Here is a 23,176-nt window from a genome sequence, read left to right on the forward strand (position 1 = left end):
CCGATCAAATATTGATTTCGGTCGGGCGATTCTTGCGAATCCACAACACGACCAGCATCCGCGTGAAGGTGACGGCGGTGAACACCGAGGTGATGATGCCGATCAGCAGCACGACCGCGAAGCCCTTGACCGGGCCCGAGCCGAGCAACAGCATGATAAGTCCCGAAATCGCATGGGTTGCGTTCGCCTCGAAGATCGTGCGGCTCGCTTCCTTATAGCCGAGTTCGACCGACTGGATCACGCTGCGGCCACGGCGGCGTTCCTCGCGGATACGCTCGTTGATGAGCACGTTCGCGTCGACCGCAGTGCCGATCGTCAGCACAAAACCGGCAATCCCCGGCAGCGTCAGCGTGCCGTTGAGCAAAGCGAGCACGCCCATGATGACCACGACGTTGATGACCACGGCATAATCGGCATAAAAACCGAAGCGACCGTAAGTGACGATCATGAACAGCACGACCAGCGCCACCGCGATGCTCGAGGCGAGAATGCCGGCATGGATCGAATCGGTGCCAAGGTCCGAGCCGACGCTATGTTCCTCGATCGGCTTCAGCGTGATCGGCAATTTGCCCGAGCTGAGCGCGATGGCGAGGTTGTTGGCGGATTCGACGGTGAAACGGCCCTCAATATAGCCCGAACCACCCAGAATCGGCGTGTTGATGCGCGGCGCGGAAATCACCTGGCCATCGACGATCACGGCAAAGGCCTTGCCGGTATTTTCCTGCGTGATGCGCGCGAACTTGCGCCCGCCCTCGGCATTGAAGCCGAAATTGACGATCGCTTCGGTCGAATCCGGTTTGAAGCCCTGGCTTGCGGTCAACAACTGGTCACCGGTCAGGATCGCCTGGCGCTTGACCAGGATCTTCGCCTGCGGCCCGCCTTCGGGATAGGGCAGCGCCTGGCTGCCCGCGGGGACGATGCCGCCCGGCACATAGGGCGTGTCATCGACCATCTTGAATTCGAGCTTGGCGGTCTTGCCGAGCAGTTCCTTCAGCGCCTTGGGGTCCTTCAACCCCGGCACTTGCACGACGATGCGGTCGGTGCCCTGGCGGACGATCGTCGGCTCCTTGGTGCCGAGCTTGTCGATACGCGTGCGCACCACGTCGGTGGCGGTGGACATCGCATCGTTGACCGCCTGGGTGATGCCCGCCGGGGTCGGCGTCAGCACAATCCGCTGTCCGTCGACGACGCTGAGATCCCAGTCGCGCTGCCCGGTCAAGCCAGCACCGCCGATATGTCTGCTAAGCAATTCGCGCGCCGCCTCAAGCTGGCGGACGTCGCGCAGCAGGAAGCTCAGTTTTCCGCCATCGGTCGCGATATCGCCGATCTGGATCGGCGGCGTCGCGCTGTTCATGTCGTTGAGGATTTCCTCGCGCTTGGCCTCGACCCGGTTCTTGACCAGCTCCTTGGTGTCGGCTTCGAGCAGCAAATAGCTGCCCCCCGCCAGATCGAGCCCGAGATTGACCTTGGGGTGCGGGAAACGCCCCCAGCGATCGGTCACCGAATCGGGCAGGAAACTGGGGATCGCCAGCGCCATCAGGCAGGCGAGGAACCCCAGGATCGAAGCGACCTTCCAGCGCGGGAAATCCTGCATCGGATCAGTCGTTCGCGGGCTTGGCGGCGCCGAGCGGGGTCACTTCGGCCAGCGTCGTCTTGACGACCTTGATCTTGAGCGTCGGGGCGATTTCGACCTCGACCAGCTTGTCCTCGACCTTGGTCACCTTGCCGACCACGCCACCCGCCGTGATGACCGAATCACCCTTCTTCACGGCGTTGATCGCGGCGGCCTGCGCCTTGGCGCGGGCTTGCTGCGGGCGCAGGATGAGGAAGTAGAACACGACGAAGACGAGCAGCAACGGCGCGAAGCTGACGATCATCGGAAGAATTCCATCGGGCTGCGCAGCGGCACCGGCGGTCTGGGCGAAGGCGGGGGTGGCGAACATGGGCTACCTTGGTAAAGCTGGACCCGCCTGCGCATCGCGGCACGCGGGGATGGCGAGATCTTGCGACCTCGTTACAAGCGGCGGGCGCTATCATCTCATGTGCGTTCGCGCAACATGCCGGTTGGAGACAGACAGATGACGATCATCGTAATGGGCCATATCAAGACGGCACCGGGCGATCTGGCAAAGATGACCGCGCTGCTCGCCGCGCATGTCGAAAAGGTCCGCGCCGAAGCGGGGTGCGAGCTTTACGCCTTCGCGGTCGATGTCGCCGACCCCGACTTGCTGCACATTTCGGAGCGCTGGGCCTCGGTCGAGGCGCTGGCCGCGCATGGCGAGGCGCCGCACCAAAAGGCGTTCGGCCGCGCGCTTGGCGACTTCGCGATTGTCGATTTCAGCGTGAAGGCATGGGACGGCACATTCTGGCGGACCTTACGCGGCGAATAACGGCTGCGACTCACCCCCCAACCGGATGCTGCTGATGGCAGGCGAGGCATCGCCACGCCGCTATGGTGCCGCGAACGCCCGCTGCCCAAGGTTCCGATGACGCAATAAGCGGTGGTAACGCGGAAGTGGCTTGCATCGCGGCGCGCGCCAGCCTAGACGCGCCTCCCTCGGTCGGGGCGTAGCGCAGCCTGGTAGCGCATCACACTGGGGGTGTGGGGGTCGGAGGTTCGAATCCTCTCGTCCCGACCAAATTACCTTGTATTTTCAAGCGGTTAGCGGGCAGCGAAAGCTGCCCGTTTGCTTTTGCGCGCCGCACTCTAGCGTATTTCTAGCGGCGCCGCTTAGACCGGCGGCGGGCCAACCCTTTGTCGGGCTGGCATTCCACCTCCTTCGCCAGTTCAGGGTGGCGACAATGAATTGGTCCCTGCCCCCGACGCCCAAAGCCGGGCTGTAAAGGTGGACTGCTCTCCGGGCGGATCGCCTAGGTCAGCGCGTATCTCCCAGACTAAACGAGACCATAACTGGTCATGCCTCTCCTTAGTCATGCCCGGCGAATTGGATTCGGCAATTTCGTCCGTGAAAGCGTGCAGCGCACGGATCACGTCTGCTGACCCAATCAGATGCAGGTTGTTGACGGCAGTGGCGAATCTAATCTTCGCAGGCACGGGTGCGTTTCCGACAATTCCGCTCGCCGCGCCGAAGAACTCTTCATAGTATGCCAGCTTCTTTGCGCGCCATGTGGCTTCTCGTTCCTGCCATTTGGTCAGCAGAATAGCGCCCGCTGAACCTACGAGTGCGACTAGCGCCGTGATGATTGTTGCCCACATAGCGCCAATCTACATAGAGCGGCTCTTCGCAGCAACGCCCCGCACCCGAAGGCGCGAGGCGGTGCACAGCGTCAGGACGAAAAGGAGTGTCCGTTCCCCGCTGCTGGCCCCGATGTTGTGAAGGCGAGGGGTCGGTGGCCTTGACCCTCATCGCGGGAGTTAAGCAAGAACCTCCCGCAACCTCTATCTGAATCTGTCCTCGTCTCCCCGGCAGCCTTGCGCGCCGCTGCATAGGCGTAAGCGGATCACGTCCTCTGAGAAAAATGGGCGGCGGCACTTGAGACAGCGGTGCCAGCCTACCTTCCTGACCACACGCCGCGATTCCGCGTCCAGCACAGGCTCGCGGCGCACGCACCCATCGAAGGGCCACGGGTCCGGCTCAACGATGCCAATGGCCGCAGCCTGCCCGCGCATACGGAGCGGCACATGGGGACCGTCCGACTTGGGGCGAGGTGCGGGTGGCGCTGGTGCGGGGCGCGGCTGACTCTGCTCGTGCCGCCACGCTAGTAGCCACGCTGGCTCACCGTCAGCGATCATACAGCCCCTCCCAAGAGCGAAGGGCATCCACCACGTCTAGGAATTCCGCGTCCAGCGTGCCCGTGCTCACCGCCGCATACGCACTATCGACAAAGGCATCCCACGAACCGAACCATATCACGATGAGCGACGGTCGCGGCTTCCGGCCCTCCTCAATCCGCTTAACGCGACGTTGGAGGGCGCGGAGGCTCATGTGGTCAGGACCGGCGATCCACAGCACATGCCTCGGTGGGCAAGTTCAAGTGCCGGTTGCGAATGCCTTCGCGGATCTCGTTTTGCTTCTCGCGGTCGATGCGCTGGCGCTCCTCAAGGGAGATGTCAGCTTTCAGTTCTTCAGTCTTGTCAGTCATGGTGGATCACCTTCAGTTGAGTGAGAATGTCGTGGGCTTCGGCGCGGACGTGCCAATCGTCGCAGTCGCGCATGATCTCGCACATGCTGTTGACCACATCCCGGCGCAGCGCCCCGCGCTCCTGATCGTTCAGGGTGGCGAGCATGTCGGCAAACGGCGTCCAGCGGTCGGTGCGGAGAATGTCGTTATGGTTGAGCGGCACGACATAGAGCGGATGCGTCATCTGGTCCGCGATGCCTACCGCCCAGTCCAAGCACTCCTGATAGGAGGCGATGGGAAGATAGCGGGTTGAGATAGCGCGGCGCACGCCCGGTTGATCGGTCGGACCTGTCCAGCCGATATAGACCATCACGTCATCCGGTTCTGGCTGGTCCGTTACGACCTTGTTCCGCTGTGTGGTTATCGTCGTCATGAGCCGGTGCCCCTATGTGTCAATCTGGACGAAGGCCGGTCGCATCGCCGACTTTCGCAACCGAAGTGCAAATAATTCCAAATTAGCGCCGGGCATCGGAAGCCTCCTCAAGAGCCTCGATCCGAGCGGCCAGTTCCTCGGTCGCCCGAACGTCCGCCAGCGACTTGATGCTGTCGATGATGAGCCGCGCCACATCGGGAGCCAGTTGCCCGCGCGCTACCCCGTCGAGGACAGCGGCCACCTGATCGCTGATCGGCGCGGTCGCATCGAACTCGAAGTTCACCTTCTCCGCCTGAGCCTTAATGCTGGGCAGACACTTCGCCATCAGGATCGCAGCCGAGTTGGAATCCCCTTCCAGCGCCTTGCCGATCAGCACCGCCACGATGTTGCGCATCTCGTCGAGCATCTGCTGTGTGGCCAGCAAGCGCCGATCTGGAATGCCAGGGGGTCTGCCAGAGGGGTTGGGCGATGGTCCACCAGCTACCCATGAGGGATTGCCGGGACCGCGCGGTTCCGATGGAACGGGCGGAGGCGCAGGCTTCCAGTCCGTCCCCCAAGGGGGTGTGATGTCAGTGCTCATCGAACTATCTCGATTTGATTAGAACAAGCGTCAGACCGGCACGGCGAAGCGTTCATTTGACGCTTTTACGCGATTGCGTATCTCCCCGGCCGTCCACGTCCGAGCGAGGGTGCGGCGACCCTGCCGGTCCTCATGATATTCCTCATGAACGCCGACCGCCTTCTCGACTGCCTTCGTGAGAAGCTGATAGCGGTTGTTGAGCATGTCGGCAGCGGCGCGCATGGCGCGGAGCTTCTTCGCTTCGACGGGTCGCTGGGCGTTGTGCCAGTCGCGCAGATATTCGGCGTGCAGGTCGGGATCGAGACCGGACAGGTATGCGGGCGCGCCCAGCACAGCGGTCGCGGTCGTCGCGTCACCCGCCTCAATCGCCTTCCGCAGCGCGTTCATGCGCGGTCCCTGTTCGAGGCTAGCAAAGTGCCGTCGAATTTCCGACGCCATGGAGGCGGTGGCGCGCTGCTCGACCGGCGCGTAAAGGTCTTTCTCCATCGCCGCGATATTGTTGTTCAGCGTATCGACCGCGCGTGACCACGAGCCATAGACCTTGTTCATCACCTTGGTGGCATGATCGTCTACGGCGACGAGCTGTTCGAAGTCGTTCAGAGTGACGTTGAGCTTCGCGCCCTCCTTGGCATTGTGGATGGACTGCAACGCCTTGAATGCAGCATCGACCGCCGTTTCGGTCTGCCCAAGTAGCGGGCGCGTCTCGTCGTCATAATCGGCAATCTCACCGGCGATACCGGGATGCAAAGTGGGCGAAATACGGATGTCTGTGTCATCGGCCATTTATCGAACTCCCAAGCTGGATGCGGCTGGATATTGGCTACAGGCTAGGGAGGCCGGTGAAGGTCACGCAAGCGAAAAATAAGTTATAACAATCGCTTAGGTCAGTTCAGGCGCGGCAGGCCGTGACATAGCATATGTGCGGGTCGGCAATTTGCGGGCCGCTGTGCCTGGCGCTGTAGCGGTGGCACGGGGTTGCCGGCACCCCAGTGGCGAGCGGGGTGCTTTCGCGCCCCAGCGCGGCGGCTACCCGGCTCTACCGTAGTTCAAGCTGGTAGGGTTGCGCGGCATTGCTACGTGTCAGCCGCACCACACCAGCGGCGATCAGGGCTTGGGCGAATTTCTTCGTCCCGGCAGCCGCTTCGCCGCGCTGTTCGCACCATGCGCTGTAGTCGGTATGGAGCAGTTTATGAGCGGTGGCACCCCGTCGCACTGTGCGATCCTTGAGCCACTGCGCGACGTTCTCCGCGCTATCCAACTCATCGAGCAGTTTCAGCAACGCCGCCTTGTCGAACCTATTGACCACGACCAGTTCAAACTTCGGGTTCGGTTTCATCTTGGTGGCGGTCACTTTCCTCCCTCCCTTTTCGAATCTGACATACAGCCCCTCATCTGGCGCCAGCGACCTGCGAAGCCATCCCACGTATCGGGCAACAGCCTTGCGTCGCCGCGCGGTCGTCGCCTCATGGGACGCTAAGAGGTAGTCGGGCAACCATGGGCGAAGGCGGGACCGAGCCCCGCGCACGAGCGGTATGAGCGCGGTGGCGGGTATGTCGGACCAGAAGAACCCATGCGCGTCGGCCCGGCGGGGTGCGCGAGTAAAGTTGGCGCGGTAAAGAATGGAGAGGTTTTGCTTTCGCAGCGCGCGCAGCGCCGCCGCATTACCATTTTGCAGCTTTTCCATAAACTCAGGAATGACCCTCAGTCCTTCGGAATCCACGGAATAGAGCCATTTTCCTGCCATATCGTCGTGTATGATGTGTAGGGTTTAAGAAATCGTTCGCGTTTGACCACACCATACACAAGCTACACGACATGACCGGCTGTAGCCTGTAAGCCGTTAGCCTCGGGAGAGAGAGTATATGCACCCTCTTTCAGCGAGATTTCGTGAGATCGGGGACAGTGTAACTAACACGCTAACACACACATATTTCATATAGAATCCCTAGGGTTTTGCCGGTTTTTTGCGTTAGCCTCGGGAAGGCTAACGCGGGCTACAGTTAGCCTGAGGTCGAGCCGGTGGCCGGGCTACGCAGGCTAACGTAGCCGCTGGCTGTAGCCTTCGCCTAGTTGCTCAACCGGGGTCGATCAGCCTGTAACCCTCCCCGTGGTAGTTATAGTTCTCTGCCATCTTGTCCTTCTTCACTTCCATCAGCTTGCCGTTCGCAATGGCTGACTTGATCGCGCCCATCATTGACCCGGTGTGCCTGAGGGGGTGATTCTCGAACATTGAGAACCGCTGGGTCCGCTGCTGGATGTATCGGCGCGGAACTATACCCGCATCCCGCATCGCCTTGCCATGCTTATACTCGCCCAGCTTTTTGTGGTTATCAGCCAGTCCCGTGAACTCGACGCAAACGTCAATCACCTTCTGCTCGCGCCCGCTGTCAGTGCCCACGCCCACCTCGCCGGACTCAATGCGACCCAAGAACGTGCCGTTGCCGTATTCGACAAGACCGATAGCCCACTGCGCCTGCTCGGCGGTCACGATGGGATTGAGATGGGCATCACCGACAGCCAGCAACGCGGCGACCCGGAGCGCTTTCAAATGGGCGCGGTTCCAGACCTGCCGTTTGGCTTCGTCGTCGGTCGCCCGGACCCCGGCAGCGCACCGCAGGTCAAACTGTTCGAGCAGTTCCGCCGCATCCGCGCTGAATGCCACCATCTGATTGTTGCCCGCCGCGAGCGCCAAATCGGAATGGGTCATGAGTGCGGCAAGCGCACGGACTAGGTTCTCTGGCGGGTTCAAGATTGGAGCGCCGTTCTTCTCAGGTCGGTCCCCTTGGTATTCGATGACGCAGAACCGCGACATGAAGCCATCTTCCATCATGGCGGGCGTCAGGGATTCGTAAAACGTCCCCGGTGTCGTCTCGCCAACGATGCTGAACGCCAAACCCTTCATCGACTCGACGTTGTTCTCTTGGCTGCTGTAGGTGATGCCTCCCGTGATGCTGTGCGGTGCGGACTTGCTATAGAGGTTCGTCATCTGTGTTCGGAGGGTCTGCATACTCGGGTCTTTGTTCGCTGCCATGGCAAGGAACCTTCGCCCGATTTCGCCGCTCACATTCACGAAGCATTGGTTGTGCGCGCACGCCTTTAACAAAGCTGGCCCGGACGCATACTCTGTGAAGTCCACGAAGTTACCTGCCACCGGGCAGAGCGGCAGGGCGGCGTTAATTAGGTCCGCGATGCCATCATGCAGCGCCTCCTTCCCGACACCGGAGCGGGCCACGAGGACGATATACAGGTTCAACCCGCTCTTAGGGATCACCCACACCTTGCCGCAGATGCCCGCCATGAACCCAAGGGCGGCGGTGATGGCGACCTCGGGGACCGGGAGCAGCGCGCTCTGATATATGAAGCGCGCCATGTCCCCGACGAAGCCCGGCGGCATGGGCAGCGCACCTTGCACTGGCAGCGCGGGACCATCAGCGACATACGCGCCGCCATTCGGTGTCCGCGCTGCCGCTTGAGCCAGCTTCGCCTTGTGCTCTGCTTCAATCTCAGCAGCAATTCGCAGTCGCTCAGCTTCCCCGCCGTTTAGGAAGGCTGCGCTGAAGGACACACCATCGACGGACTTATCAACCATTACGCGCCTCCCTGCCGGTCGGGGCGGTAGTCAATTTACGCGCGCGTCCATCCGCACTCGGCGAATTTTTACGCGGTGCATAGTTTTGCCCAAAAACTTCGGGGCATGTCGATGTTTGCGACCTCTCCGCGAGATCGGTTAATGTAGCGGTGTTCACGTTGATACCTTTCGGAGGCAGGGGTCGCGCCCTGCCTCCATTCGTGAGGGAATGGGTCAGGCGGCGACCTGCTCGCTGGTGCTGTAGCGGGCACCGACCGCCAGCCATCCCAGCACGTCGCGCTCGGCATACCGGATGATGCGCGAACCGGGCGGCGCGAAGTGACGAAGCGGCACGCCGCGCGTGCGGTAGCCCTCCAACGTATCGACGGAGAGGCCGAGCAGTTCGGCAGCTTCTTTGGGATCGAGGGGACGCCCCTTTGGCGCGTAGTTGAACAGCTCGCAAAGCTGCTCGAAGCTCATGTGATCGGGATTCATGGCGTGACCTTCAACTCGAATGAGATGAGCTGTGGTCAGCAGCACCAGAAGAACCCCTTCTGGCAGACTGGCCGGGGGACTAAGAGGGCACTTCCACCCTCCCGTATATCCGGCTTCGGTCCTAGGTCTTCCCTCGTGGGCGCGTGCTAGGCCGCGGTCACCCGTAGGCAACGGCAGTTACCCTAAACGGCTCGCAGTAAGTCGTGCAAGCCCCTTAATGCGGCGATTGTCGCCCAGCCTGTCACGAAAAGGGACAGGCTAAGCACCTGTGCCTTTTGGACCTTCGCTGTAAGGCGGCGTGGGGCGCAATCGCTGCGCTGTCGCCCCTACCCCGGCAGCGCTACGCGATCGCCGCTGTGCGCGAGGCTGTGCGCTCCCCGCCGTGCGTCAAGCGCGGAGAGCCACCACATTGGCACCGCTCGCCTTTGCTGCCTGCTGTTCAATCCAGTCCGAGATGAGCTGGGCTTCGGGCAGGAGGTATTGGAGGCGCTGGGTGCGGAGATAGTGCTTCGCCGTGACACCCTGCGGCACGTGATTGGTCAGCAACTCCATTTTATGGAGGGCGATGTCCAGCGTTGCCACACCCGTTGATACGAACGTGCGCCGCAGGTCATGCGCCGAAATGGTCTGGTCGATCAGCTTGGCGATGCGCTCCAGCGGGGCGCGCGTGTCGGTAACGAAGCCACCCTTGGCACGAGACGGGAAGCAATATGCGCTGGCCTCCTTGTCATCGTCCTTCGGCTTGCGCGCCTTGAGCAACGCCACCGCCTGCGACGACAGCGGGAGCCAAACTGGATTGCCGTTCTTGGTGTTCGGGAGGTGGAACCAAGCCTCGTCCAGATTGACGTTCCGCCACTCAAGGCTTGCCGCTTCCGACCGGCGACACCCCGTGAGCATGAGGAAGCGCACAAGGTCAATACCGGCAAGTGCATCCTGATTCTTCGGATGGGCGCGCATTTCCGTGAGCAGGTTCCACGTCGCGCCGACATGCTTCTCGTCAATGTCGCGGGTGCGGGGTTTGAAACCGGGCCAGTCACCTTTCATGGCGGCGACCGGGTTATGCGCGATGAGCGGCGTTCCGTCTGCCCGCTTATACCGGCGCATGGCGAAATTGATGAGGACGGACAGCGTGGTCATAGCGATCTGGGCTTGCCCTGGCGCTGGGGTGCCGCGCAGCCCCTTTGTCGCCATCTCGGTGTAGCGCTTGCGCACGTCCGCCTCGGTGATGGACGCGATGGGCTTGACCTTCCACGCAGCGAACACCGTCTCAATATGGCGGTTCTTCTCAACGACCGTCGCTTCGCGCAACATGCCGGGGCGCTCATAGAGATATGCGTCCGCCACCTCGCGGAGCGTCACCTTGGCAGCGGCATCTTCCTTTTGCGCGTCACGCGGGTCGATCCCCTCGCGCATTTGCTGGAGCACGCTCTGCGCCTTCTTGCGGGCGGAGTCCTCGGTCAGCACGCCGTAGGGACCGAGCGTGAACTGAACGGCTTTCCCCCTCACGCGCCCCTGAACGAAGAACACCTTCTTCCCGCCCGAAGTAACGCGCAACCCATACCCCCTCACCGATTCATCCCAGTGATTGTCGTATTCAGTCTCCGGTGCTTTGACCCGGTCAATGAATGCTTTCGTGATCTTCGCCATTCCCAATTCCTCTAGCACATATCTAGCACGGAAGAACGGGTTACGACGAGTTGCTGCGACCTTGCAAGGACTTCAAGCCGTTGAACTAAAAGGCTTTTACAGGTGTCTGCGTGCTACGACGTGCAGCTAAGTATTCATGTGTCCCATACTGGGGGTGTGGGGGTCGCAGGTTCGAATCCTGTCGCCCCGACCAATGGATTACAATTAAGACAGTAACTTAAACGGGCAGCCCTGAGCTGCCCGTTTCCGTATGCGCGGTACTGTCTAACGTATGTGTAGCAACACCGCCGCAACCGTTGTGACTGACAGCACCTGCCGACAAGCTAAGGCGATAGTTGCGCAATCGACATCGCTATGCGATCAGTTGCCTCGATGGCTGGAAGCGCACGGGGGCACACCTTGCAATATTGGTCGGCAATTCCTGTCAAAATTGTGAACTTGCCAGTCGCTCAATCGTCTTGGCTTGACCCTAGTGCATTGTCGCAAATTATAGGCGCATTCATCGGCGCCATCATTGGTGCGGCAATAGCAATTGTCCTATGGCAAAAAGAGGGTAATCGGCTCAGGCAACAGTCAAAACAAGACCGCAACGAGCGACAGCAGCGCGTTCTAAAAATGATTGCTCTCGATCTATTTCGCATGAGTAAAGGTGTTGATCAACTTTTAATAAATACCGACGAACTACAAATAAATTCTGGAAGAGGCCTCATTGCATTATTAATGAATAGAGGTTTCAAGGTTGAGAGAAATAGATTTATTTCTCTTCTCGAAGCTTGGCTTGATACAGACACCCTCTGGATGCACATTGATCCAGCTTACACAAGCCAGCCCATTATTGACGCTGTCGGTTCAATAATCTCAATGCGAGATGGGATTTTTACGGAATTCCAAAGCCTCGCTATGACCTTGTCCCAAGGCAGCGGACTTGTTGAACAGCTATCTGAGCTTCAAACGCAACTTCGCACCTTGGATGCTGAGATGCAACGTGCTAAGGATTTGGTTAACGAGACATTGATGGCAAACGCTGGAGGGGCGGAGTGAGCAGTATGTGGAAACTGAAATTCAAATACTCGGCCAACGCCTCAAACTCTTGGCATGAGCTGCAAGAGAAATTTCCGAACGGTCATGTAACAAAAATCTCTAGCGCCGTTTATTATGCTGTTACAAAAATGGACGCTGATGACCTGAAGGACGGCAGGCTTGTAATTCCAGGATACCGTATCGTTTCAATTCCAGGCTACCCTCAAGGCTCTTACTTCTGTTGCTATGACAATACTCACGTAAGTGCTGTGGGGCTTATCTTCAGAATAAAGATGAGGCGGAATCTTTTTATCGTAGAAGAAATTTACGAAGGTAATGAAGCCCCCCCGCCGGTGGCGGCGGCATATGCCGCTTAAGAAAGTATCCACTTGGGCTGGGTATGATGCCCAGCCTATGCCCCCTGCAACAATCGCGACCATCATTGAAAAAGCCGCTCAGGCCAGCCCAATGCTGGATTTGGAACGCTTTTGCTATAGAAAGATGATTTTCCACGAAGACGTGGAGGCTCATGTGCTTCATGGCATAAGTCAAGCATTCGAAAAGCTTAACCGTTTGTTTTTGGTTGATAACTCTGCTTTCTATCAGTTGACGGAAACCATTGAAGTTTCAACTGAAAACATTGATGATCTTTGCAAGCATTATACCCTCAATACCCGAGTGACTGCATTGAAGCTGGTGATGGCCTTAGCGGATATTCATCGACATTAAAATATTCACAGATCCGCCCAGCGTCGGACCGAAGCCAAAACAATAGGCATATCGCGACTGTCTAGCGTTTCATTCTCGATGCCCGATATCACACTCACCTCGAATTGCTCTATTGAACCAATCAGGCGCACCAGCACCGATACCTTTGCCTGCTCCAAGCGGGCAACACGGGCGAGGAGGGCGCGCGGCGATGCCATTTCAGCCCTGCGCGATCTTCCGCCACTTGAACCCGACGCGAACCAGCACCTCGATGCCAGTCGCAGGCGCAACGGTGACGCCGCATTCCGCATGTCTGCTCACCCCGATGCCACCCTGCCAAGCATTACAGCGCCCGCGCCACCACCCCACCAATCACCACCACCGCCAACGGCACCCCCGCCAGCACCCACCGCCAGCGCGGCAGCGCGCGGATATCGGCGCGCGGGAGCGTCAGCGCGGCGGCGATGCCGGTCGCGGTGATCGTCCAGAAATGATAGCGCACTTCGGACGCCACGCTCAGCGGCAGATAGCTGAAGCCATACAGCACCGCCGACCACGCCATCGCCGCTGCCGGGTCGAGCGTCCGCACCGCAGGCCGCAGCACCAGTAGCCCGAGCCCCAGCGCGAGCCAGCATAGCGGCCAGCCGAACGGCGTTTGCAGCAGCGCCTGTGCCGCCATCGCCACCGCATCGCGCGCGGCATAGGCTGGCAGCGTATAGCCCCAGGGATTGGGATCGGACGCGACCGACAGCTTCGGTAAATCCGCGTCGCGCACCAGGAAGCGCGTGTTGTTGTTGAAATGCGCCAGCCGATGCTGCGTATAGGCCAGCGGATGCGCCAGCACCGCCGCTGCCCACCAGGCATAAGGGCCATGCCCCGCCTTGAGCGGCGCGCGCAGATTGGCAAAGCCAATCGCGCACGGCTCCGCCCCCCACCAGGCATAGCGGTCCCACGAAACCGGGGTATAGCAACCGGCATTGACCGCGACCGCATCCGCCACACCCGCTGCGGGAAAGACGTCGACGCCGCTGAACCGCCCGATTCCGCCGAGATCGTAAATCACCGGCGACAGTTCGACCCCGCTGCGCTCCGCCCGCAGGGCCGCATTGGCGGCGGGCAGCGCGAGCGCCAGGGGTATTGCCGCCAACACACTTGTGGCCGCCAGGCGCGGGGCCGTCCGTCGCCATGCCGCCGGAAGGGCGAGCACCAGCAGCGGCAGGCAGGCGGGGACGGCGTTGAAGCGCAAGGTTGCCGCAGCCACCAGCAGCGCCGCCGCCAAACTCCGCAGCCACCGCGCATCGGGCCGCGCCACCGCGAGCAGCCCGCTCGCCAGCAGCAAGGCACCGGCGAACAGGCTGTCTTTCAGAATCGTGCCGACCAGCACCACCGCGATTGGCGACACTGCCAGCGCGGCGATCATCACCGCTGCCCACGGGCGATCGCGCCACGCCGCGCGCAGCCACAGGGCCGTCCCGCCCCAATATAGCAGGATCTGCCCGACAAGCATCGGCGCAGGCCCCGCAGCGAAAACGCCCAATTGTCGCCACAGCCAGTTCATCGCTGGCGGGTGCCAATCGTCATAATGTCCACTAAGGGACTGACTATATTGGCGAATTGCATCCCAAGTCAGGATGCCCGGCCAAAACAAGGCCGCGTGCGCGCCAGCCAATGCCGTGAGGAGCACAACCAACAGCGCAAACGATCGCCGACTCCTGCTCCACCGGGCTGACATTATCGGTGGCACGTCGCCAGACTATCATTTCGCACAGTGAAATCCATCGTACGTCAATACGTAACATTTCCCCTGACAAATGCGAAAAAATTCGGCTACCATCATTTGAACAGCTTGAACTTCCGTTGTATTTTTTGGGGGGGGATATCGGATGGCGGATTGGGGCATCGTTTTTCACAATGCCCTTCCGCTGGCCGATGAAGCAGGGGAGATAGGGGTTTGGCTCGAACGATCTTGATTGCGGATGATCATCCGATGTGTGTCGCTGCCTTGGGGATGGCCGCGCGCCAGGTGGAACCCGATGCCGTCATCGAACAGGTGGGGACCATATCCGATGCGACCGGCCTGGCGCAGGGCCGCAAATTCGATTTGATCCTGCTCGATCTCGGTTTGCCCGATGTCCAAGGCTTGGCCGGATTGCTGATGCTGCGGCGCCTGCAGCCGGATGCGACAATCGCGATCGTGACCAGCAGCGATGAACCCGCGATGATGCGCCGCGCGGCGCGCGAAGGGGCCAAAGGCTTCATTCCCAAAAGCGAGCCGATGTCGGCAATGGTAACGGCAATCACGACGTTGCTGTCGGGCGAAACGTCCTTCCCGTCGGAAATGCTGGAGGGGGCGGATCCGGTCGAGGTGCCGTCGCTGATCGGGGAATTGTCACCCGCGCAGTTTCGCGTGCTGCGCGCCGCCGCCGATGGCAGCCAGAACAAGCAGATCGCCTATGAACTGGGCATCGCCGAGACGACCGTGAAGACGCATTTCGCGCAGATTTTCAAGAAATTGCACGTCACCAACCGCACACAGGCAATTCTTGCGCTTCAGGCGCTGGACGTCACCGCCTGACCACGCGCTTGTGCGATCGCGGCGATGGTCGCGGTCGCACAGGCGGCAATCTGCTCGCTGCCGCGCTCGGTTTGCTGTTCGATCGCGCGACAGTGATGCGCAAGGTCGAGCGCGCCAATCCCGTCCGCCGCGCCGCGCAGGGCATGGGCCTGTTTGATCGCTTGTGCGATATCGCCATCGGCAAGCAACGCTGCAATGCGGCTGGTCCGCTCGGCAATATCGGTCGTCATCATCGCCAGCAACGTGTCAGCCTGGGCGTGGCCGACCGCCGCGCGCAAATCGGCGAGCCGCGCTAGGTCGATCAGCGTGCCCATATCGGATGAGCCCGCAGCGGTTGCCAGAAGGTGCTCGATCTTGTCGACCAACTCGCCCGGATCGAAGGGCTTGCGGACATAATCGTTGGCGCCGGCCTCCATCGCGACCTTCGAGTGCCATTCGCTGCGTCGGGCGGTCAGGATCAGCACGGGAAGCGTGTGGAACATCGCCGATTGGCGAATTTCGCGCAAAATGGTGAGCCCGGTCTTGCCGGGCAGGGCGCAGTCCAAAATCGCCAGATCGGGGCCGCATTCCCACAAGATGTCGAGTGCATCGTCGCCATCGCGCACCGCCACGACGGTATGGCCGACCGGCGCCAGCGTCCGCGCGACAATGGCGCACAGCAGCTCGTCATCATCGACCATGACGATCGTCGCCATTTTATTCGGCTCCTGTCGCCGCGTCGCGCAATTGCGTCCGGGCGGTTTCAAGAAATGCCGGCGTGGCGATATGGTGGCCGGCACCAAGCTGATCGTCGAGATTGGCGGCGGCGGTGCCGAGCGCAGCCTTGCCGAAGAAGGCGGCCGTCCCCGCAAGCAGATGCAGCGCGTCGCGCACGTCGTCGATCGCACGCTTCGGGTCGGGTGGCGCTGTGTCGGATTTGCCAAGCGCCGTGTCGAGCGCGGTAAAAACGCGCTGCACACGCGCTTCGAACTGCGCAATCAATTCTGGGTCGGCGCTGGCGGGAAGTGCCACCGGTTTCGGAGCGGTTGCGGGCGGGATCGCCCAGCGCCGCACGGCATGGTCGAGCGCGCCTAGCCGCACGGGCTTTGCCAGATGGTCCTGCATTCCCGCAGCGCGGCACGCCGCAATGTCGCTGGCATAGGCATTCGCTGTCAGCGCGATGATCGGGAGGGTGGTGGATGAAATGCCGCTTTCGCGGATGCGTTGCGTGGCGATCAGGCCGTCAATGTCCGGCATTTGCATGTCCATCAGCACCAAGCCGAACGGGTTTCCGACAGCAATCGCATCCTGCACCTTTGCGATCGCCTCGATACCGCCCTTTGCGATGACCGGATCGTAGCCCAACCGCGTCAACATTGCCTTTATCAGCAATTGATTGACCTCATGATCCTCGGCCACGAGCACGCGTGCGCCGGGCACAGGGGGCAGGGTCGCGGCTGGAGTCGGCCTGGCGATGGGCGCTTCAGGCAGCGCTGCCGGCAACGGCACGCGCAGCGTGATCGTCGTGCCGATCCCGACCGCGCTGAACAGCGACAGCGAACCCTGCATCAGTTTGGCGAGCTTTGAGGAGATGGACAGGCCCAGCCCGGTGCCGCCATATTTGCGCTCGGTTGAGGTGTCTTCCTGAACGAATTCCCCAAAGATGGCGGCTTGCCGATCGGGCGCGATGCCGATACCGGTATCGCCGACCGAAATCGCGACGTCGCCATCCACCATCGCCACACTCAGCAAAATCGAGCCGCGTTCGGTGAATTTTGCCGCGTTGCCGAGCAGGTTGAGGATGATCTGCCGCAGCCGCAGCCCGTCGCCAATCACCAGTTTCGGAACATCGTCGGCGATGTCGGCCCGCAAATCCAACCCCCCGCGCATCGCGATCGGCATGACCAGCTTGACGCAGCTTTTCGCCAGATGCCGCAAATCGACGCGGTCCTGTGCCAGCGTGACATGCCCCGCCTCGATTTTCGACAGATCAAGAATGTCGTTGAGCAGCCGCATCATTGCCGTGCCGGATTCGGCGATCATCTGCAGCTTTTGCAACTGGTCGGGGCGCGGGTCTTCCGCCAGCAACAGATCGGTAAAGCCCAGCACGCCGTTCATCGGCGTGCGGATTTCGTGGCTCATATTGGCGAGGAAGCTCGACTTTGCCTGGGCGGCAACTTCGGCGTGGCGACGTGCCGAATCGAGGTCGAACTCAAGCTTCTTGCGGACAGAAATATCGCGGATCGAGCTGATAATCTCGAGCGGCCGACGTGTTTCCTGGTCGCGCAACAGGCCATTATTGGCTTCCAGCCAGACCCATTCCCCCGGTCGTTTGATCGATTCCCACCGAAAGGCGGTAACCGATCGCTCGATTTCTCCGGCAGCGAGGGCCCGGTGCGCGGCCAAGACCGCCTCTGAATCCTCGGGGTGGAAGCGGACGAGGATATTTTGTCCAATCAGCCTTTGCGGATCGACGCCAAGCATGTCGCGGAACGAAGGCGATGCGTAGAGGCACACGCCGTCCAGGGACAGGCGGAATACCGCGTCGGTCGCGTTTTCGGCGAGCAAGCGCAGTTGCTCCTCGCTTGCCGCAAGCGCCGCTTCGGCGGCTTTGCGCTCGGTAATGTCGATATCGACGCCAAGGAAACCAATCCGTTTTCCATCGGCATCATATTCGTTGACCGCCAGCACCTCGACCCAGCGCGAGACGCCGCCACGCGAGAAACGGAAATCCATTCGTACTTTTTTGGCGCCACGGACCGCTTCGGTCCAGGTCTCCGAGACGCGCGACAGATCGTCCGGATGGATCGCCTTCCTCCAGCCATATCCCATCGATTGTTCGAAACTCAGCCCGGCAAATTCCATCCAGGCACGGTTGACGTAGGTGATCCGGCCCTCGGTGTCGGTGCGGAAGATGCCAGCGGGGGAGAGATCCGCGAGCGTTTCGAACAGGCGTTTGCTCTCGGCCAATTCGATCCGCGATTCGCGCTGTTCGGTGATGTCGATGATCGCGCCGATAAAGCCGGTCAGCACGCCATTTTCATCGAATTCGGCGCTGTTGACGGTTTGGAACCACAATTCGCGTCCGTCGGGGCGGCGTAGCGCCAGGTCGCGGACACGCACTTCGCCAGGTTTGAAACCCTGCCAGGGGGGGCTTTCGATAAACGGTGTGCGGTCGACGAGTGCGCGCATCCAGCCATTGCCAAGCGCTTGCTCCATCGTCAGCCCGACCTTGTCGACCCAGGCGCGGTTGACATAGGTGAGGCCGCCCGATGCCCCTGCGCGGAAGATGCCGACCGGAGCGGTTTCGGCGAGCCTTCGGAAACGCGCTTCGCTTTCGCTGAGCGCGTGCTGCGTCGCGACCGCCTGTGTGATGTCGCGGGTCGTGCCGATCGTCCCGGCAAAAGTGCCATCCGGATCGGCCAGGCGGCGCAGCGTGACCTCGACATAGCGGTGTTCGCCCGTGGCAATAATAAAGCGATGCCGGAACGTCGTTTCGGTGATTTCGCCGCTGATGATCTTGGCAAAGCGTTCGTTGCTTTCAGCGCGTTCTTCGGGTGGAAGCAACGCGTCGGGCGAGCGGCCAATACTTTCCGCAACCGTATAACCCGTGAGCGTTTCCCAGGCCGGGTTCAGGAAAATCCAGCGGCGTTGCGCATCGGTACGGAATACCACTTCCTGCATCGATGAAACGAGCGTCTCGGAGAAATCCCGGCTGCGTTTCAACTCCTTACTGATGCGCTCAATTCCGGCGATCGTCGCGGCGAAAGGCAGGCTGATCGCAAAGCAGGTGGCGAGGAACAATTGCAGAATGTGGATGCGCGTCGCGAGTGTGCCGCTGACCAGATAGGCTGGCCCCAGGCCGTTCAGCGTGCCGATGACCCCGAAGACCGCAACCACCGTGATCGCCGCCGCCGCCCCCGGAACGCCAAAGCGCAAGGATGCGAAGATGATCATCGGCAGGGCAAAGAACAGCATTGGATAAGCGGGTTGCAGGAAGACGATCGCACCGGCGACGGCATTGGCCGCGAGAATCAGCGTAATTTCCAGCGCGCGTCGCCGGGTGAGCGGGCGGCGCTTATACCAGGTGTCGATCGCAATCAGCATGGTGGGCCCGGCGATGAGCATACCCATGCCGTCGGCGAGGAACCAATACCGCCACGTTGAAATGCCAAACCAGGGGCCGTGTGGGTCCAGCCAAAGCGTAGCCGCAATCCCCGACAGAGCCGGCGCAATTATGCAACAACACACCGTGAACCGCGCGAGATCGGCAAAATTCGCCATGTCTGGAACGTGATTGCGCCACCGGAGCAGCAGCCAGCAGCCGATGACGGCTTCGGCGCAATTGACCGCAGCGAGCACGGGGGTTTGAAAAAGCGGGTCGCCGTTCAAAGCATCGGCGAGGCACAAGGAGGCGAACGCCGCTGCCACCCAGTACCAGGCATTGCGCCAACCGCCCTGCAAGATCATCGCCGCGAGCAGGGCATTGGGAAGCCACAAGGGCGAAACATAGCCGTTGCCGCGCGACACCGTGGCACCGCCCCACGCCAAAAGCGTGGCGAACCCGGCAAACAGCAGCAGCGCGGCCAGGCGCGGTGGGCGGGTTGCTGCCCTGTCGGAAGAAGTCGGGAGAGCGATAGGGTCCATTTCGGCCCTGTTGAACCTCTTCGGTTAAGCGCTGCCTAACACACCATGCCGCGCTTGTGGGAAACACGCTTTTGCGCTTTGTTGCGCGAAATTGGCGACAAGCAAATCTCTAATATAAAAAGGCGGTATTTCATGATGTTCCGACGTCTCGCCCTCGCAGTGGCAACGCTGCTCAGCTCGACTGCCTTCGCGTTACCGCAAGCTTTGGCGCAAGAGGGCACCAAATCGGCCTTCGCCGAACCGAGCCTGTCCCCCGATGGCAGCCTCATTGCCTTTGCTTCGGGCGGCGACATTTGGGAAGTGGCCGCAACCGGCGGCACCGCGCGCCCGCTCGTCACCGATGCCGCGACCGAGGGGCGCCCGCTTTATTCGCCCGATGGCACCCGGCTCGCCTTCACCTCGACCCGTGGCGGTAGCCAGAATCTGTACGTGCTCGATCTCGCCAGCGGCGCGGTGACGCGGCTGACCTATGCGGAAGCCGCCGAGGAACTCGATGCCTGGTCGCCCGACGGCAAATATCTTTATTTCGCCTCGGGCGTTGCCGATGTCGGGCGGCAGGCGGATATCTTTCGCGTGGCGGCATCGGGCGGTACGCCGATGCAGGTCAGCCGCGAGAAATACCTCGCCGAATTTCAGGCGGCGCCCTCGCCCGATGGCTCCACGCTGGCGATCAACGCGCGCGGCCTGAGCGGCGGGCAATGGTGGCGCAACGGCACCTCGCATATCGATGAGACCGAACTGTGGCTGAAGCCCGTGGCGGAGGGTGGCGCGTATCGCCGCTTGCTGCCCGGCGGTGAGAAGCACGCCTGGCCGATGTGGAGCCGCGATGGCCGCAGCATCGTTTATATGAGCGCGCGCGGCGGCACCGAAAATCTGTGGCGCGTCGGGCTGGGCGAGGGGGCTGCCCCCGAACAACTGACGCACTTCGCCGATGGCCGCTTGCTCTACCCGTCGATGGCGGCGAATGGATCCGCCATCGTATTCGAACGCGATTTCGGCGTGTGGCGCTATGATCCTGCGACCGGCCAGGTGAGCGCGGTGCCGATTACGCTGCGGGGTGCCGCCAGCGCTACGCCGCGCCGACACGAACAATTGCAAAACTTCAGTCGCCTCGCCGTGTCGGGGGACGGGCAGAAGGTTGCGGTAATCGGCCACGGTGAGGTCTTCGCGGCCCCCGCCAAGGATGGCGGCCCGGCGCAGCGCATCACCAACACGCCAGGGGCCGAGCGCGAAGTGGTGTGGTCGCCCGACAGCCGCCGCGCCTTGGTCATTTCCGAGCGCGGGCTCGATCATGCGCTGGTCGAATATGATGTCGCCAGCGGTCGCGAGACGATGCTCACCACACATGGCATTGCCTCGGCACCATCTTACGCGCCCGATGGCAAGTCGGTTGCCTATGTGCTCAACGATCGCGAACTGCATGTCGTCACGCTGGGGGCAGGCGGGGCCGATCGCACGTTGTTCACCGGCGCCGTCGCCACCGAGGGGCGTGAGGGACCGCGCCCGACCTGGTCGCCCGATGGCCAATATGTCGCCTTCCCCTTGCGCGATGCGCGTTCGTTCGTGAACGTCCATGTCGTGCCGGCGGCAGGCGGTGCGGCGCGTCCGGTCAGCTTCCTCGGTAATGGCGAGATGGGTGGCATCGCCTGGTCGCCCGACGGCAAGTACATCCTGTTCGACACCGCGCAGCGCAGCGAGGATTCGCGGATCGTCCGCATCGATCTGCTGCCGCACGTGCCCAAGTTCCGCGAGGACAAGTTCAGCGATCTGTTCAAGCCCGGAAAACAGCCAGGCACGCCCGACGCCCCTGCCGATACGCCCGCGCCCGCCACGCCAAAGCCGCTCCCGGTCGCGGCGAAGAAGGGCGCCGCGCCGTCGCCCGCACCCAAAGTGCCACCCGTTACCATCGTATGGCAGGGCCTGCGCGGGCGCGCGACGATTCTGCCGCTCGGCCTCAGCGCCGATACCCCGGTCATCAGTGCCGACGGCAAGACGCTGGTCTTCCGTGCATCGGAAAAAGGGCGCGCCAATCTCTATAGCTACACTCTCGACGAGCTCGCCGATGAGCCGCCGGTCGCGCAGCAACTGACGCAGAGCGATCGTCCCAAGGGTGATTTTGCGCTGTCGGGCGACGGCAAGACGCTGTTCTACCTCGACGGTGGCCGCGTCGTTTCGACACCGCTCGACACGCCCAAGCCCAAGCCGATTGCCATCGCCGCCGATATGGACATCGACTTTGCCAGCGAAAAGCAGATCGTGTTCGATGAGGCGTGGAGCATCCTCAACCGCAAATTCTTCGATGCCGGGTTCAACGGCCATGACTGGACGGCGCTGCGCGCGCGCTTCCAGCCTTATGTTGCGGGCGCGCGCACGCCCGACGAAGTTCGGCGGATCATCAATCTCATGATCGGCGAGCTCAACGCGTCGCATTCGGGCATCAATCGCCCGTTCGCGGGCGCGGGCGCATTGCCGTCCAGCCGTGTCGGCGATCTGGGCTTGCGCTTCGACCGCGCTGCTTATGAAGCCGGGCGCGGGCTGGTTGTGCGCGAGGTGGTGACGCTGGGGCCAGCGGCGATCGAAAAAATCGTGCCGGGTGACCGCATCGTCAGCGTCGGCGGCGTCGCGGTCGGCGCGCACGACAATCTCGATGCGCTGTTGGAAAACACCGTTGGCCGCCGCGTGCGCTTGGGCGTCGAGGGCGCGAATGGTCGTCGCGAGGTCGTGGTGCGTCCGGTTTCGGTCGGGAGTGCGGCGGGGCTTGCTTACCGGCAGTGGGTCGATGATCGCCGCGCGTTGGTGGACCGGCTGTCGGGCGGCAAGCTCGGTTACGTCCACATCGCCGACATGTCGTCCGAATCGCTCGACCAGCTTTATCTCGATCTCGATGCCGAAAATCAGGGCAAGCAGGGCGTGGTGGTCGATATCCGCAACAACAATGGCGGCTTCATCAACGGCTATGCGATCGACGTGTTCGCGCGCCGCAACTATCTGACGATGACGCCGCGTGATCTCTTTTCGCTGCCCGGTCGTCAGGCACTGGGGCAACGCGCGCTCGGCAAGCCGACCGTGCTCGTCACCAACGAATCCTCGCTGTCGGATGCGGAGGATTTCACCGAGGGGTATCGCACGCTCGGGCTTGGCAAGGTTGTCGGGCAAGCGACGGCGGGGTGGATCATTTTCACCGGCGCAGAACCACTGATCGATGGTTCCTCGGTACGCACGCCCAGCACGCGCGTTCAGGACGGGCGTGGGCAGGACATGGAAATGCATCCACGCCCGGTTGATGTCGCGGTCGAGCGACCATTGGGCGAGACGGCCACTGGGCAGGATGCGCAGTTGCGCGCGGCGGTGGATGTGTTGCTGGCGCAAGTGGGCGCGGGGAAGCCGTAAGGCCGTAGCTGGGGGGTGAGCTCCTCCCCTCCCTGAAAGGGAGGGGCTGGG

20 protein-coding genes and 1 tRNA gene are annotated in these 23,176 nt (G+C 61.7%); 7 read left to right on the plus strand and 14 right to left on the minus strand.

The window, feature by feature from the left end; genetic code table 11:
* Positions 1–4 precede the first annotated feature (4 nt).
* Together secD and yajC are read right to left on the minus strand one after the other, a co-directional pair.
* Positions 5–1,594 (minus strand): protein translocase subunit SecD, encoded by a 1,590-nt coding sequence (secD, locus tag WC704_RS00360; protein ID WP_372888019.1) that lies wholly within the window; start codon positions 1,592–1,594, stop codon positions 5–7.
* A gap of 4 nt (positions 1,595–1,598) precedes the next feature.
* A complete protein-coding gene (yajC, locus tag WC704_RS00365; protein ID WP_372888020.1) occupies positions 1,599–1,943 on the minus strand; it encodes a preprotein translocase subunit YajC in 345 nt (114 codons plus the stop codon).
* A gap of 135 nt (positions 1,944–2,078) precedes the next feature.
* On the opposite strand from yajC, the gene WC704_RS00370 reads away from it, so the two are divergent.
* Together WC704_RS00370 and WC704_RS00375 are read left to right on the plus strand one after the other, a co-directional pair.
* Positions 2,079–2,390, plus strand: coding sequence for a putative quinol monooxygenase (locus tag WC704_RS00370; protein ID WP_372888021.1), 312 nt, complete (start codon positions 2,079–2,081; stop codon positions 2,388–2,390).
* Positions 2,391–2,562: 172 nt separating this feature from the next.
* Positions 2,563–2,639: transfer RNA gene (locus WC704_RS00375), tRNA-Pro, on the plus strand.
* Between the two features lie 1,312 nt (positions 2,640–3,951).
* Here WC704_RS00375 and WC704_RS00380 read toward each other — a convergent pair.
* From WC704_RS00380 to WC704_RS00415, 8 genes are all read right to left on the minus strand, one after another.
* Positions 3,952–4,104, minus strand: a complete 153-nt coding sequence (locus tag WC704_RS00380) for a hypothetical protein (RefSeq protein WP_372888022.1) — start codon at positions 4,102–4,104, stop codon at positions 3,952–3,954.
* A complete protein-coding gene (locus WC704_RS00385) occupies positions 4,097–4,516 on the minus strand; it encodes a hypothetical protein (RefSeq protein ID WP_372888023.1) in 420 nt (139 codons plus the stop codon). Before WC704_RS00385 ends, WC704_RS00380 begins: the two co-directional genes overlap by 8 nt.
* A gap of 82 nt (positions 4,517–4,598) precedes the next feature.
* Positions 4,599–4,940, minus strand: coding sequence for a hypothetical protein (locus WC704_RS00390; protein WP_372888024.1), 342 nt, complete (start codon positions 4,938–4,940; stop codon positions 4,599–4,601).
* A 186-nt stretch (positions 4,941–5,126) separates the two neighbouring features.
* Positions 5,127–5,879, minus strand: coding sequence for a hypothetical protein (locus tag WC704_RS00395; RefSeq protein ID WP_372888025.1), 753 nt, complete (start codon positions 5,877–5,879; stop codon positions 5,127–5,129).
* A gap of 253 nt (positions 5,880–6,132) precedes the next feature.
* Complete coding sequence (locus WC704_RS00400; protein ID WP_372888026.1) at positions 6,133–6,840, minus strand: hypothetical protein; 708 nt, start codon at positions 6,838–6,840, stop codon at positions 6,133–6,135.
* Between the two features lie 330 nt (positions 6,841–7,170).
* Positions 7,171–8,685, minus strand: coding sequence for a DUF3987 domain-containing protein (locus tag WC704_RS00405; protein ID WP_372888027.1), 1,515 nt, complete (start codon positions 8,683–8,685; stop codon positions 7,171–7,173).
* Between the two features lie 213 nt (positions 8,686–8,898).
* Positions 8,899–9,204, minus strand: coding sequence for a helix-turn-helix transcriptional regulator (locus tag WC704_RS00410; protein WP_372888028.1), 306 nt, complete (start codon positions 9,202–9,204; stop codon positions 8,899–8,901).
* A 342-nt stretch (positions 9,205–9,546) separates the two neighbouring features.
* The gene (locus tag WC704_RS00415) at positions 9,547–10,806 is read right to left on the minus strand and encodes a tyrosine-type recombinase/integrase (protein WP_372888029.1); all 1,260 of its coding nucleotides are present in this window, start codon (positions 10,804–10,806) and stop codon (positions 9,547–9,549) included.
* Positions 10,807–11,178: 372 nt separating this feature from the next.
* Between WC704_RS00415 and WC704_RS00420 the strand changes: the two genes are divergently transcribed.
* The 3 genes from WC704_RS00420 to WC704_RS00430 are packed head-to-tail and all read left to right on the plus strand — an operon-like array spanning position 11,179 to position 12,555.
* Entirely contained in the window at positions 11,179–11,847 is a 669-nt protein-coding gene (locus WC704_RS00420) for a hypothetical protein (RefSeq protein WP_372888030.1), read from the plus strand.
* The gene (locus WC704_RS00425) at positions 11,844–12,203 is read left to right on the plus strand and encodes a hypothetical protein (protein ID WP_372888031.1); all 360 of its coding nucleotides are present in this window, start codon (positions 11,844–11,846) and stop codon (positions 12,201–12,203) included. The genes WC704_RS00420 and WC704_RS00425 overlap by 4 nt, the downstream gene beginning before the upstream one ends.
* Complete coding sequence (locus WC704_RS00430; protein WP_372888032.1) at positions 12,193–12,555, plus strand: hypothetical protein; 363 nt, start codon at positions 12,193–12,195, stop codon at positions 12,553–12,555. The genes WC704_RS00425 and WC704_RS00430 overlap by 11 nt, the downstream gene beginning before the upstream one ends.
* 5 nt (positions 12,556–12,560) lie before the next feature.
* On the opposite strand, the gene WC704_RS00435 is transcribed toward WC704_RS00430, so the two are convergent.
* Entirely contained in the window at positions 12,561–12,752 is a 192-nt protein-coding gene (locus tag WC704_RS00435) for a hypothetical protein (protein ID WP_372888033.1), read from the minus strand.
* 125 nt (positions 12,753–12,877) lie between these two features.
* Entirely contained in the window at positions 12,878–14,218 is a 1,341-nt protein-coding gene (locus WC704_RS00440; RefSeq protein ID WP_372888691.1) for a hypothetical protein, read from the minus strand.
* Positions 14,219–14,485: 267 nt separating this feature from the next.
* Between WC704_RS00440 and WC704_RS00445 the strand changes: the two genes are divergently transcribed.
* Entirely contained in the window at positions 14,486–15,109 is a 624-nt protein-coding gene (locus tag WC704_RS00445) for a response regulator (protein ID WP_372888034.1), read from the plus strand.
* Here the strand turns inward: WC704_RS00445 and WC704_RS00450 are convergent.
* Together WC704_RS00450 and WC704_RS00455 are read right to left on the minus strand one after the other, a co-directional pair.
* Entirely contained in the window at positions 15,085–15,804 is a 720-nt protein-coding gene (locus tag WC704_RS00450; RefSeq protein WP_372888035.1) for a response regulator, read from the minus strand. The genes WC704_RS00445 and WC704_RS00450 overlap by 25 nt on opposite strands.
* A 1-nt stretch (position 15,805) precedes the next feature.
* A complete protein-coding gene (locus WC704_RS00455) occupies positions 15,806–19,735 on the minus strand; it encodes a PAS domain S-box protein (protein WP_372888036.1) in 3,930 nt (1,309 codons plus the stop codon).
* Positions 19,736–19,867: 132 nt separating this feature from the next.
* On the opposite strand from WC704_RS00455, the gene WC704_RS00460 reads away from it, so the two are divergent.
* Entirely contained in the window at positions 19,868–23,125 is a 3,258-nt protein-coding gene (locus tag WC704_RS00460; protein ID WP_372888037.1) for a S41 family peptidase, read from the plus strand.
* Positions 23,126–23,176 lie beyond the last annotated feature (51 nt).

This window comes from Sphingomonas sp. (genome assembly GCF_041661885.1).
In the GTDB taxonomy this organism is placed as follows: Bacteria; Pseudomonadota; Alphaproteobacteria; order Sphingomonadales; family Sphingomonadaceae; genus Sphingomonas.